Source organism: uncultured Plantibacter sp., from assembly GCF_963518075.1.
Lineage (GTDB): Bacteria > Actinomycetota > Actinomycetes > Actinomycetales > Microbacteriaceae > Plantibacter > Plantibacter flavus_A.
Genome location: NZ_CAUQHZ010000005.1, coordinates 22,418 through 34,665, shown reverse-complemented (window position 1 = coordinate 34,665; position 12,248 = coordinate 22,418). Strand labels below are relative to the sequence as shown.

The following is a 12,248-nucleotide window of genomic DNA, read 5'->3' as shown; positions in this document are numbered from 1 at the left end:
GAGGCGCCGAGCCTAGACCCGGCGCCAATCGCGCACGACAACGCGAGCTGGGTCGGGGGGAGTGCTCGCAGGCGTCGTTGGCAGCGGCACGGAAGGCTGCGACAGCATGCGGTCTCCGTGGTGGAACACGTAAGTACTACGGGTGACGAGGGAAGAGCTTGGTGCTTCGATACGCGGATGTATCGGGACTGCTGCTGAGACTATCGGTGAAGATGCGCAACATCTGTCCTCCTTTTTGCGGGTGACCCCTGGATTGGTGACAAATGTAGGGATAACCCTAGCCCCAGGTGACGCCGCCATCGCCGGAACGGAGGACGGTGTCGCCGACCCATAACCAGGCTCCAGTCCCGGCGATCGCCAGTGCGGCGGGCGCTGTGACGTCGGCGCCTTCGGCACAACCGACCAGTGATGCGTTGGCGAATGGAGCAGGGATGCCCGTCGTCGTCAGCGCTCCAAGGCCGTTGCAGCCGGGCACGCCTCTGGCGACGAACATCAGCCGATCTCCCTCGGTGGCGAGGCCGTGCACTCCGGCATAGGGCGTCGCACCCCACGTTTCTGCGGCGGGATTCCACTCGGCGAGGACGGCGGCGCAGGCGGCCACGGTCCGTGTGGACGTCGAGCTGAGCACGTCCACTGCCGGGCAGGGCAAGCCGACACCCTGACCCGAGACGACGGCAGCGTTGTCGTCCGGCGTCAGGTAGCCGACCTCGCCGGGCAACGCGGCATCAGGGGCCCAGGTGTCGCCGGCGTCCTCTGAGGAGAAGCCGCCGACCGCGCAAGCGTCGCCAGTGGCTCCGATGATCTCAAGTTCTCCGTCCTCGCCAGTCGTGAGGGCGAGCACCTGACGGAGGTCGAACGCGTTCGTCGCCAGTGGAGCCCAGGTCGCGCCGGCGTCGATACTTCGCTCGACGACAGCCGACGCGGACGCGCACGCGCCGGCTGTGGCGCGCCACAGCGTCTGTCCATCGATGGTCGTGATGAAACGCTTGCCGTCGACCGCCGTGGCGTCCGTCGGCTCGGCCGACGCCCCAGGTGACGGTGCGGGCTGCGGGGTCGAGTTGAACGTGACGAGGGGGCGCGGCGTGCGATCGGCTGTCGGCGCCCGGTTGGCTGTGAGAGCGAGCCCGACGAGGATCACGTCGACGATGAGGAAGAGCGCGAGTCCGACGAGGACGATGACCCGCTGACTGGAACTCAGCGAGTCGCGCCACCGTGGTCGAGCTGGTGCCGACCGATAGGTGGAACGTCCGCGCTTGGTGCTCATCGGCGGTCACCGGACCGCGCCAGGTGCGTGACGATGACCTCGATGAGCGCGTCGATCTGCGCCCCGACCCGTTCGTAGGTTTCGGCGCTGCGACGGTAGGGATCCTCGATGTCGTCGTCGTCGGGGTTCGCGGGCGGTGGGACGAGACCGCGCTCCGCGGCCACCTCGGCGACGAGCTCCCAGAGATCGACGGCGGGCTCGGTCTCCGCGATCAAGCGCGCGAACTGAGGAACGGTGAACGTCACTCGCGAGGCACGGGGGAGGAGACGGGCGACATCGCTCCGATGCTCACGCGTCGCGGTGAGGATCAGGTCCGCATCGGCGACGATGTCTCGGTTCAACTGTCGCGGGACGTGGCCGCTCGGGTCTCCACCGAACCGACGCGACTGCTCGATGACTTCCGGTGGCATGACGAGTTCGGGCTGCATGCCCGTCCCGGCGCTCGACACGCGGATGAGATGGCCACCCGCGGTGACGCCTGCGGCATCGAGCCGAGCCTTCAGGAGCTGCGCACCGAGCGCCGACCGGCAGATGTTCCCGGTGCAGACGAACAACACCGAGAACGGACGTGTAGCCGCCGCCGTGGCGTCGGTCACGCCTTCACGTCCTCGGTGTAGCCGTAGCCGGCACCATAGCCGTAGCGTGCGTATCCGTAGGCGTCCGGGCCCTTGGTCGGGACCATGGTCATGACGAGACCGGCGACCGAGGCGTTCACGTGGACGAGCGCTTCAAGGGCGCCCTTCAGCTGATTCTTGTGGGTCCGGCCGGCAGCGACGACGACCAATGCGCCGCCGGTGTGGCGGGCCAGCAGGGCACCATCCGTGACGGGCAGGAGCGGCGGTGCGTCGATGAGCACGTAGTCGAACTGCTTCTCGAGACCGGAGATGAGTTTCTGCATCACGCTGGAGCCGAGCAACTCGCTCGGGTTCGGCGGGATCGCGCCAGCGGGGAGGACGGTGAGCGCGCCGCGGCCCCACGGCTGCATCGTGTCCTCGAGCGTCGCGCGACGGATGAGGACGTCGCTCAAGCCGACGGCTCCTTCAAGGTCGAAATAGGTGGCGAGCTTCGGCCGACGAAGGTCGGCGTCGATGATGATGACTCGGTGACCGGCATCGGCGAGGGCGATGGCGAGGTTCGCCGCTGTCGTGCTCTTCCCCTCGCTCTGGATCGAGGAGGTGACGACGTAGCTGCGGGGTTGGTCACTGACGTCGAGGAACTGGAGGTTCGTTCGGAGGCTGCGGAACGATTCGGCGCGCGGGCTCTTCGGGTCGGCTTGGACGATCAGCGGGCGCTGCTTCGCCTTCGGGTCGAAGGCGATGCCGCCCATCAGCGGGATGTCGGTTACGGACTCGACGTCACGCTCATTGCGGATGCGGGTGTCGAGCGTGGTGCGGAGGACCGCGAATGCCACTCCCAGCGCCACGCCGAGGAGCGTGCCCATGGCCAGGTTCAGCGGGACGTTCGGGCTGCCTGGCTGGGTCGGTACGTTTGCCTCCTGCACCCGGGTGAGCTTCACCGGGCTGGAACCACCGTCCTCCGAGCTCTCGATCTTCGCGACGACTCCCGTGAGGCTCTCAGCGGTGGTGTTCGCGAGTTCGGCGGCGAGCACCGGATCCGCGTTCGTCGCCGTGATCTGGATGATCGTGGTGTCTGCCGTCGAGGTCGCGGACACCTGACCGGCCAACTGGCCTGCGGTGATGTCGAGTTCGAGCGCCGCGATGACGGGCTGCAGCACGATCGGCGTGCTCACGAGGTTGACGTAGGTTTTCACCCGCTGTTGCGAATAGGTGTTCCCCTGGGTCAGCTCGGACAGACTGTCGGTCGCCTGCGTCGAGACGAAGACCTTGGCCGACGAGCTGTATTCCGGCGTCCGCGACAGCGAGTACAGGGCCGAGGCGGCCAACCCCGTCAGCGCGAGCGCGAGGATCAGGACCCAGTACTTGCGGAGGATACGGAGATAGTCACTGAGCTCCACGCGGTGGCTTCCGTTCGATGAGGAGGAGAGCGGTTCACCCTGCTGCCAAGGCGTGCCCCGAACAGGGCGTTGGGAGCCATGCTGCCATAAACCGACGCCTGTTCCAGAGCGTCAGTGTCATGCGCGTGGCCGATTGCCGTAGTTTGCTCTCGTGACGAACCGAAGCGAGACCACTCCGCGCGACGAGCCGCAGGCAGCCCGGGCTCGCCTCGTCGTCGCGACGATGGGATTCATCGCGACCATCGTGATCGCGCTGGGGTTCCCAGGTGGTATGCGGATCGTCGGACCGTTCTCACCGCTCGGTGGCTACGTGCTCGTGTGGCTTCCACTGGTGGTCGCGCTCCTCGTCGTCCTGCTGGTTCCGAGCCTGCGCGCGACGGTTCCGATGGCAGTGCGGTGGAGCATTCGCCCGATCGACCTCCTCTGGGGTGCTGCGGCGGGCCTCCTTCTGCGAATCGTCGTGAGCTCGCTCGAGGTCCTCGGTTACGGCGGGCTTCCCGCCACCGCCGGGAACGCGGTGCCCCTCACGACCGCAGACGAGGTGGTGTACGTCGTCGTCGCGTTGCTCTCGGTGATCCTCATCGCACCGATGATCGAGGAGACCTTCTTCCGCGGGCTCGTCCTCCCGTCGATCATCGGGATGCTCCGCGGCGGGCGATGGATAGCAGTCGCGATCAGCGCAGTGCTCTTTGCGATCTTGCACCTCCTCGCCGTCACCACCGCCGCCCAAGCGGTCGTCGTCGGGGTCGGAACCCTGCTCGTCGGGCTGGGCGCGGGAAGCCTCGCTGTTCTGACCGGCCGGCTGGGTCCCGCGATCGTCGCGCATGTCGTGTTCAACGCGTCGATCCTCGCGCTCGGTTTGTCCGCCGTAACCGGTGGCACCGGCGTCGTGATTGAATAACCCCCATGCCGGCACCCGAATCCGACAATCGTCGCTCGCCTTCCTCAGGCCCATCGCGAACCTCCTCCAAGGGGTCCGGAAGTCGGCGGAGCACGACCGCGCGCTCCCGTGCCCGACGGCGGGAGAACGCGGACCCCGAGCGACTGCGTGCTCGGCGCCGCAGGACCGCGCTCATCGTCTCCGGCGTGCTCGTCCTGTTGTTGGCGGCTGTCGCGTGGATCGGTGTGCGCGCATTCCTCGCCAAGGGGGAACTGGAAGCGGCAGTGCCCTTGGCCCAACAGGTCCGCGAGCAAGTGCTCGGCGGAGACGCAGCTGCTGCAGGTAAGACCGCTCGTGAGCTCGCAGCCCACGCCCGCGAGGCTGCTGCACTGACGAGCGACCCGATCTGGCGTGCCGCCGAGATCGTGCCGTGGATCGGACCGAACCTCGCAGCCGTCCGGAACTTGGCGGGCGCGACCGACGAGGTCGCGGTCGGAGCGATCGCTCCGCTGGTCAACCTGTCCGGGTCGCTTCGCCCCGACCTGTTCAAGCCTGTCGACGGTGCGGTGCCGCTGCAGCCGATGATCGATGCTCAGCAGGACGTCCGCTCTGCCGACGATGCTCTCGAGGGTGCGGCCAAGCGCGTCCGAGGCATCGATCAGTCCAGCCTCATCAGTCAGGTGTCTTCGGCGGTCGACCAGCTCGGACCGGTCCTCACCGAGACCGCCGACACGGTCGATGCGGCACGGCGCGCGATCGATCTGCTGCCGACGATGCTCGGCGCCGACGGGCCACGCAACTACTTGATCATGTTCCAGAACCCGGCCGAGCCGCGCGCGAGTGGCGGTAATCCGGGTGCTCTGGCCCTGATCGGCACGGACGGGGGCCGCATCTCGCTCCTACAGCAGGCGACATCAGGTGATTTTCCGCGTTTTCCAGAACCGGTCCTGCCGCTGTCGACGGAGACCGCAGGCATCTACGGCAACATCACTGGGCGCTTCATCCAGGACGTGACGTTGACGCCGCGGTTCGACGTATCCGCCGAGCTTGCCTCGGAGATGTGGTTCCAACGGTTCGGGACCCGCGTCGATGGCGTGCTCAGCATCGACCCGGTCGCCCTGGGATACCTGCTCGCAGCGACGGGACCGATCGACCTCCCCTCGGGTGATCAGCTCACGACCGAGAACGCCGCGGATCTGTTGTTGAACCAGGTGTACCAGCGCTACCCGGCCGGGGCAGAGCAGGATGCCTTCTTCGCGGCAGCTTCTGCGGCGGTCTTTGACCGCATCTCGACCGGTAACTTCGATGCCACGAAGCTGGTGGCGGCACTCGCCAAGTCAGGCGACGAGCGACGTGTACTGGTGTGGAACGCCGCTGAAGCGGAACAAGTGCTCCTGGCCGGAACCACGTTGACGGACATGCTCCCGACCGAGGAGCAGCGGGCCGATGCCTTCGGCGTGTACATCAACGACACGACCGGTAGCAAGATGGGCTACTACCTCGATGTGGAGACTCAGAGCGGCATAGCACAGTGCGGTGCCGGAGGACAGGTCTTGGGTTTGCGTCTGAAGATTACGAACACGGCTCCGGCCGACGCCGCAACGTCGCTGAGTGACTACATCACGGGTGGTGGCATCTACGGCATCACGCCTGGCAACTTCAATTTCAAGGTCGCGGTCTACTCTCCTCCAGGGTCGTACACCGAGGGAATCCAGCGTGATGGTGCGGATCTTCCGGTCCAACCAGCACTCGACGGCGACTTCCCGCTCTCGCAGTTCCGACTCGAACTGGCGCCTGGTGAAAGCACGACGATCGACGTGGCGGTGTCGACATCCGGCGTGTCGAAGCAACCTTTTGTGGTCTCGACCCCCAAACTTCATCTTTCTGAAACACAACAACTGGCGCTTACCTGCAAATTTGCCGTACAGTGATGCGTGTTGTCGGGTTTGAACCGTTTTCGGGGGGTATCAGCGCCGGCGCAATATTCTTCGTCGCAACACCGCTGGTTGTGACGGTAGCTACAGCTATGCCAGTACTGCACTGATCAACGACCAGTCTCCAAGGGGAACCCACATGCTCAAGAAAATCACCGCGGTCTTCGCGCTGGCCCTCGCTGGCCTGTTCATCGCTCCGGTCGCCGCGAACGCTTCGTACGTTCCCGGCGCCGACATCGTCGTCACCGGCGACGTCACTCCCGGTGGCACCTTCGTCGTGACCTTCACGGACGGTGCCTTCCAGCCGAACGAGGACGTCTCGCTCGCCCTGACCGGTGAGAACGCGACCGGCGCTACGCTCGCCGCCGTCGACACCAAGACGCTCGTGAAGACCGCCTCGGCGACCGGCTCGGTCTCCCTGACCGTCACGCTGCCCACGAACGCGACCGGCACCTACACGGTCACCGGCACCGGCCTCTCCTCGCAGATCATCGGCACCACCACCGTCACGGTGAAGGCAGCTGCTGCAGGTGGCGGCTCCGGCAACGGCGGCCTCGCCGACACCGGTTTCAACACCCCGGCATTCCTCGTGTGGGGTGCTGCCGGCGCAGTCGTCCTCGGCGCAGCGCTCATCGCGGTCTTCGTGATGATCCGCCGCCAGCGCGCAGGCGTCGCAGCGTAACAAGCTATTCGGTCGACGGGCCGGAACTCAGAACGGCCGGTGCAATGCACCGGCCGTTCTGCTCTGTCGTCGGCCCCTCCGCGACTTTCATCATCGCCCGCCCGGATGCACCGAGAGGTTCCAAACATGCTCACACCTGCAGACGCTGCACATCTCGAGGATGTGCGCGCTCGAACGGCTGAAAGCCTGTCGAAGGCCATCGGTTCTGCTCAGGACGTCGCACTACTGGACGCTCCCTCCCTGATCAATGTCGGTGATTCGATGATCTGGGAGGGCCAGGTTGCCTATATGAAGCGGTTGGGGCTGAGCATCCGCTATCGGAGCGATATGCAGTCGTATAGCGCTGCTCGGCTGCGTAGAGCGCTGCCGGAGGGAGGCGTCGTCCTCTTGCGCGGAGGCGGGAACTTCGGTGACGTTTGGCTGGGGCACCAGGCCTTCCGGGAGCGTGTCGCCCGGGACCTACCGGACATTCCCATCGTGCAATTGACGCAGTCGGTCCTATTCCGCGACCCTGCCCGTGCGGCAGAGGCCAACCGGATCCTCGGCGCTCATCCGGCCTTCACGCTGCTCGTCCGTGACGAACTGTCGTATCGCCGTGCTGCAGAGCAACTACCGGACGTGCAGAAGGTGATGTCCTACGATATGGCCCTCGGTTGGGATCCGTCGATTCCGGTCACAGCACTCCGGGACCGCGCAGTAGTCATCGCCCGAGACGATCGCGAAGCATCCTCGGGGCTTCTCGCTGCGGCGTCATCCTGGGAGGCCTCGTACGAGGTGATGGTCACCGACTGGGGCCACAACGTGCACCCCCAGCGATGGGCGGACACCAGGGGGCGATTGAGCGCGAATGGTAAGAAGGTCTCCCGCCGGCGCCGTTTCCATCTGCCGTTCCCTGTCCTGAGCCAAAGCGCGGTGGAAGCGGATCTTGCCTACCTCAACACCTGGAACGTCGACTACGCGGTAGGCCTGTTCAGCTCCGCGAAGGCGATGGTGGTCGACCGGCTGCACGCCCATGTCCTCGCGTCCCTGCTGGGAATCCCGCACGTGGTGCTCGACAACGACCACGGGAAGATCAGTACAGTATTCGAGGCCTACACCGGCGGCTTCTCGACTGCCAGGTATACAACGTCGACGGTCGAGGCTCGCGAGATTCTCGACGTGCTCATGGCCGCTCAAGCCTGACGCGAGCTCCGCAGCGGTCGGCGATCGGTCGGCCACCTGGACCGGCTACCGTGCCGGACGGAGCCTCTGTATGATGCGTCGAAGCACGGGGCCGAAGATCTGGCGTAGCACCGACCGGTTGGCCGATCCGGCGAACCACCAAAGTAGGGCGATGTAGGCAATCATCCCGGCGGCGGCCAGCGGTAGGGCAAACGTCCAGAAGGCTTGGTCGCCATGCGCCCATGCCGTTTGCTGCAGGAGAGCGATCCCGACCACGATGGGGATGGTTGCCGCCACACAACGAAACACCTGCGCGAGGTACTTCCCGGGCGGGAGGCCGATGAGCTTCTGGAGGATCTGAATGCGCACCGGCCAGGTCACGATTCGCGACCACCGCGACAGCGCTACGCCGACAATACCGAGTGGGAGCAGAGCGAAGACCAGGGCCACGCCGACGATGTTCTGGAGGATTGCGACCCACAGGGCGACATCTGCTCGTCCGATGGCCAGGAAGGCGCTGCGGTCGAAGTACATGACCGCCCCAAAGGCCCAGCCAGCGGAGAGGAGCCACAAGAGCGGCACCGTAGCCTCCCAACCCGGGCCGAAGGCGAACGGGACAATTTGCGTGGCGAGCACTGCGACGAGACCGAAAATCGGTACGCCGATCGCAGCGGAGGCGAAAGTCATCTGCAGGAAGATCCGGTTCAGCCGAGGAAGGTCGTCCTGGACCTTCGAGAACGTCGTGAGCGTGACCCGTGACATAACCGTCGTCACCAGTTCGACCAGGATGCTACCGAGTCGCTGCGCCAGGTAGTAGTACCCGAGGACCTCAGTGCTGAAGAACGCACCCACGATGAGTTTGTCGATGTTCTGCTGCGTTGCGTCGAGAAGGCCGATACCGATGATCCGCAGTCCCATCGCCCACATCGCCCGGAGCGATGTGAAAGAGAACTCGAGGCGGGGTCGCCATGTGGTGGCCGTCCAGAGGATGATCACCGATGCCGCACTCGTCACCAGGGTCTGCGCCACCAGAGCCCAGACGCCACCGCCGGCGAACGCGATCACCACGGCCACGATCGAGCCGCAGAGAGCTCCTCCGACCTGGCGTATGGCGAGTGATCTGAAACCGAACGACCGTTGCAACAGCGCAGCGGGCACCTGCGACAACGACGAGACGGGGAGGCTGAGCCCGAGGACGCGCAGGACGTCGATGAGCTGAGGCTCCCCGAACAGGCCGGCGAGCAGCGGTGCAGCGAAGAACAGCGCAGCGTAGATCAGAATGCTCAGGGCGACGGAGGTCCAGAATGCCGTCGAGGCGTCCTTCTCACCGAGTTCCTTCTTCTGGACCAATACTGTCACGAACCCGGACTCGACGAACACCTGGAGCAGGGCGATCACGACGGTCGCCATCGACACGAGACCGAAGTCGGCGGGCGAGAGCAGACGAGTCAGGATTGCGATGACGACCAACGTCAGGACCCGAGAGCTCCATCGTTCAACGATGATCCAGCCGATGGATCGCGTCGCCCTCTTCCGAAGATCGTCGCTCTCTCCCTGGCTCATCGCTTGAGTGACCGAGCCGCGCGGCGCAGGATTCGGCTGGCGAGACGGCGCGCGTCAGTGAACGCGGCTGTCGGCCCGATTGCCGACCACCAGGTGCTAACGCGTCCTCGCGCTGAACGAACCGCGAAGTCTCGTCGAAGGCGGTTATCGAGAGGCCGGGCTATACCCCTCATCGACTTTCCGGAGTGGTTCTCTCCAGTGTCCACGTGGTAGACCGCCCCCCGGTACGGCAGCGGTTGCAGGTCGTACCCCTGCTCCCGATACCAGGTCTCCGCGTTCCGGTGAGCGCCCATGATCTCGGAAAGCCGTTCGCCGTAGCGTTCGGCGACGACCTCCTGCGACGCGTTTACGTCCACATCGGCCGGAACATCGTAGGCGGAGAACGGCATGATGAAGGAAGTCCCGCAGGTGCGATTGAAGTCTGGCTGGGCGCGGTAGGCGTTGCGCGCCCGGGAGTACATCCAGCCGTTGTGGATCACCCATCCATAGTGGCCGGGGTGATCAGCGACGGTCGCCGCAAGACCACGATGTACGAAATCATCGGCGTCGAAGATCATGACATGGGTTGGCTGATGGCGCCGGGCGGCGATCAGTCCGATTCCGAGTTTGGTTCCCTTGTCCCACACGAACGGCGCTCGAGCTGTTTGAGCGCCCGTCGGAGGTGCCGGTGCGGGGAAGTCGACCTGCACGAACTCGGTGCGGTGCGGAAGCTCGAAGCGCGGCGGCTGATTCCCGACGATGATGACGACGTAGTCGTCCACCGTCTGCTGCGTGACCGATCGAAGTGTCTCCTGGAGGAGGTCCTCAACACGGCCGTAGTTCACCGAGTTTTGTGGGTGTCGCAGGGTCGTGACGAACGCGAGCATCAGCGGGCCGTGTACCTCTCCAGGAGAATGGCCGATCTGGCGTTTCGTGAAAGCACAGATTCCTCGTTTCGATGTAGAGACATCGCTCTGGTCGCGGCCGAGTGCCGACTCGAACGAGGAGCAGGGGTCGCGAACACCGCCTTGGGGTTCCGCAGGAACTGGTCTCCATCCGGCGCGACCAACCTTGCGTGAATCCACCTTACTGAACAGAGCGCAGTTGACAGCTTCGTCCTCACTCCGGTCCGGCATGTCACGGCAGCACTTCGCCAAGAGCATTCGTGAGGTACGGCGCAAGCGATCTCGACCACGTCGCGGTGATGTGGTGTCGGTCCTTATAGATCTTCGCGTGGCCGATGACCATAGGACATGCTCCGTCCGCGCAGTACAGGCGGCCCGAGGTCGATGATCGGAACATCTCCGTCTGGTGCTTTCGCAGCGTTCCCGTAGCGGCTGTCCGTCTCGTAGGCTTCCGATTCCGCGAAGGAACATGCCCCAGGGAGAAGTTCGTCGGCGGTCGAATGCCCTCCCCCGCACTCATCCGACGACGAGGGAACACGCGCTCGTTACCTCCCCTGTTAGCATCGCTCGGAGGTGGAGGCTTCAACCTTCATCTCTTGACTGTGGCGACTGCCGCAGTCCGACTAGCGGAAGCGCAGACATCTCATGACACAGCTCAATGTCTGGTGCCTCAGTGGCCTGGGGAACAGGATGCGATCGCTCCTTGGAGCGAAGGATCTTAGCGATCGGCACGGCTGGGACTTCTCGTACACCTGGGACGACCGGTCGGCCGGGCTCTCCGCCGAGTTGGACGAGCTGTGGCAGAACGAGTTTGAACGTTCGTCGCGAGCCACCGCGACGCTGTGGAGCTTCCCGTCGAGGGCGTACCTCTCCGGTGACCAACGGACCTGGCCGGCCGGCGCAGAAGGCCGTCGTCGGATCAATCTGAAGACGGGTGACTACATCGTCGACCGTGACGGAGAACGGCTCGATTGGGGCAAGCAGCTTCGCGCGCTCCGCCCCGCTGCTCCGGTGGCCCGGCGGATCGAGCAGGTGGCACGCGAGTTGGGCCAGGGTGAGTTCGTCGGCGTAATGATCCGTGCCCATGAGGCGTCGCACCCGAAGACGAAGGAACTGTCACCGGTGTCCTGGTATGAGAGGCGGATGCTGGAGCTGCTCGAGCACCGTCCCGATCTCCGGTTCTACATCTCGTGTGACGTTCCGGCCGTCGCCGACGCCCTCGTGGCACAGTTTCCCAGGGCGGTCACGCAGCGCAACAAGGGCGGCTACAACACCACGACGGGCACGCAAGCGGCCGTCGCCGACGTCTACCTGCTCGCTTCTTCCGCGGGGATCCTCCGGCCGTACTGGTCCAGTTTCACGACCATGTCGAGCGAGCTCGCGGCGCAGACGATCGTGCTCGAGGACTCGCAATCCGATGTGCCGCTCGGTGCACAGACGCTCGTGCCGCGGGCCGTCGACCCGCTCCGCCCCTGGGAACGGCCGACGGCCCCCTAGCGCTGCGTCCTGGCCACCTACGCGTCGTCGCTCGGGTGGTCGGGGTCTTCCTCCTGGTTGAAGTTCGAGGCGTCGGGGTCGTGACCGACCGCGAGGCCGTCCTCGCTGTTGGGAATGGTCTGGTTCTCGCCCAGGCCGCCCGGCTTCGGCGTTCCCTCGCTGCTGTTCTGGTCAGTGTCGTTCGTGTCGTTCGTCATGGGGACAGGTTAAGAGGTACGCGAGCGCGGGTGAGCGGGCTTGACAGGGTGTCCGGGACGGTGGTTTCGGGCCCTTCGACAAGCTCAGGGAGCGGGAGGAGTGCTCAGGGAACGGGGCCCTTCGACAGGCTCAGGGACCGGTGGGGTGGCTCCGGGACCGCGCGGAGGCGCTCAGGGACCGGGCGAACCGACGGTCTTTGCGGAAAACGGA

11 protein-coding genes are annotated in these 12,248 nt (G+C 65.4%); 5 read left to right on the top strand and 6 right to left on the bottom strand.

Annotated elements, in window-relative coordinates; genetic code table 11:
- Positions 1-277 precede the first annotated feature (277 nt).
- Genes RWN05_RS08035 through RWN05_RS08025 form a run of 3 tightly spaced genes read right to left on the bottom strand, consistent with a single transcriptional unit; the run spans position 278 to position 3,239 of the window.
- Positions 278-1,264, bottom strand: coding sequence for a hypothetical protein (locus tag RWN05_RS08035; RefSeq protein WP_314139201.1), 987 nt, complete (start codon positions 1,262-1,264; stop codon positions 278-280).
- Positions 1,261-1,860, bottom strand: a complete 600-nt coding sequence (locus RWN05_RS08030) for a low molecular weight phosphatase family protein (protein WP_314139200.1) — start codon at positions 1,858-1,860, stop codon at positions 1,261-1,263. Before RWN05_RS08030 ends, RWN05_RS08035 begins: the two co-directional genes overlap by 4 nt.
- Positions 1,857-3,239, bottom strand: coding sequence for a polysaccharide biosynthesis tyrosine autokinase (locus tag RWN05_RS08025; protein ID WP_314139199.1), 1,383 nt, complete (start codon positions 3,237-3,239; stop codon positions 1,857-1,859). The genes RWN05_RS08030 and RWN05_RS08025 overlap by 4 nt, the downstream gene beginning before the upstream one ends.
- Before the next feature lie 151 nt (positions 3,240-3,390).
- Here RWN05_RS08025 and RWN05_RS08020 point away from each other — a divergent pair, with 151 nt between their 5' ends.
- From RWN05_RS08020 to RWN05_RS08005, 4 genes are all read left to right on the top strand, one after another.
- Positions 3,391-4,140: a CPBP family intramembrane glutamic endopeptidase gene (locus tag RWN05_RS08020; protein ID WP_314139198.1), complete on the top strand. Its 750-nt coding sequence runs from the start codon at positions 3,391-3,393 to the stop codon at positions 4,138-4,140.
- A gap of 185 nt (positions 4,141-4,325) precedes the next feature.
- A complete protein-coding gene (locus tag RWN05_RS08015) occupies positions 4,326-6,050 on the top strand; it encodes a DUF4012 domain-containing protein (protein WP_314139197.1) in 1,725 nt (574 codons plus the stop codon).
- Positions 6,051-6,192: 142 nt separating this feature from the next.
- Positions 6,193-6,735 (top strand): hypothetical protein, encoded by a 543-nt coding sequence (locus tag RWN05_RS08010; protein ID WP_194604046.1) that lies wholly within the window; start codon positions 6,193-6,195, stop codon positions 6,733-6,735.
- Positions 6,736-6,861: 126 nt separating this feature from the next.
- On the top strand, positions 6,862-7,917 hold the full coding sequence (locus RWN05_RS08005; RefSeq protein ID WP_314139196.1) for a polysaccharide pyruvyl transferase family protein: 1,056 nt from the start codon (positions 6,862-6,864) through the stop codon (positions 7,915-7,917).
- Between the two features lie 45 nt (positions 7,918-7,962).
- On the opposite strand, the gene RWN05_RS08000 is transcribed toward RWN05_RS08005, so the two are convergent.
- Together RWN05_RS08000 and RWN05_RS07995 are read right to left on the bottom strand one after the other, a co-directional pair.
- Positions 7,963-9,459, bottom strand: a complete 1,497-nt coding sequence (locus RWN05_RS08000; RefSeq protein ID WP_314139195.1) for a lipopolysaccharide biosynthesis protein — start codon at positions 9,457-9,459, stop codon at positions 7,963-7,965.
- Positions 9,456-10,325, bottom strand: coding sequence for a hypothetical protein (locus RWN05_RS07995; RefSeq protein ID WP_314139193.1), 870 nt, complete (start codon positions 10,323-10,325; stop codon positions 9,456-9,458). Before RWN05_RS07995 ends, RWN05_RS08000 begins: the two co-directional genes overlap by 4 nt.
- Positions 10,326-11,033: 708 nt before the next feature.
- On the opposite strand from RWN05_RS07995, the gene RWN05_RS07990 reads away from it, so the two are divergent.
- Positions 11,034-11,840 (top strand): hypothetical protein, encoded by an 807-nt coding sequence (locus tag RWN05_RS07990; protein ID WP_314139192.1) that lies wholly within the window; start codon positions 11,034-11,036, stop codon positions 11,838-11,840.
- A 17-nt stretch (positions 11,841-11,857) separates the two neighbouring features.
- Here the strand turns inward: RWN05_RS07990 and RWN05_RS07985 are convergent, their stop codons facing one another.
- Complete coding sequence (locus RWN05_RS07985) at positions 11,858-12,037, bottom strand: hypothetical protein (protein WP_064296076.1); 180 nt, start codon at positions 12,035-12,037, stop codon at positions 11,858-11,860.
- Positions 12,038-12,248: the final 211 nt, after the last annotated feature.

Bases quoted from the DNA above. Each gene is read 5' to 3' on its own strand.
- RWN05_RS08035 (WP_314139201.1), bottom strand. From the start codon at position 1,264: ATGAGCACCAAGCGCGGACGTTCCACCTATCGGTCGGCACCAGCTCGA.
- RWN05_RS08010 (WP_194604046.1), top strand. From the start codon at position 6,193: ATGCTCAAGAAAATCACCGCGGTCTTCGCGCTGGCCCTCGCTGGCCTG.
- RWN05_RS08005 (WP_314139196.1), top strand. From the start codon at position 6,862: ATGCTCACACCTGCAGACGCTGCACATCTCGAGGATGTGCGCGCTCGA.
- RWN05_RS08000 (WP_314139195.1), bottom strand. From the start codon at position 9,459: ATGAGCCAGGGAGAGAGCGACGATCTTCGGAAGAGGGCGACGCGATCC.
- RWN05_RS07995 (WP_314139193.1), bottom strand. From the start codon at position 10,325: ATGCTCGCGTTCGTCACGACCCTGCGACACCCACAAAACTCGGTGAAC.
- RWN05_RS07990 (WP_314139192.1), top strand. From the start codon at position 11,034: ATGCGATCGCTCCTTGGAGCGAAGGATCTTAGCGATCGGCACGGCTGG.
- RWN05_RS07985 (WP_064296076.1), bottom strand. From the start codon at position 12,037: ATGACGAACGACACGAACGACACTGACCAGAACAGCAGCGAGGGAACG.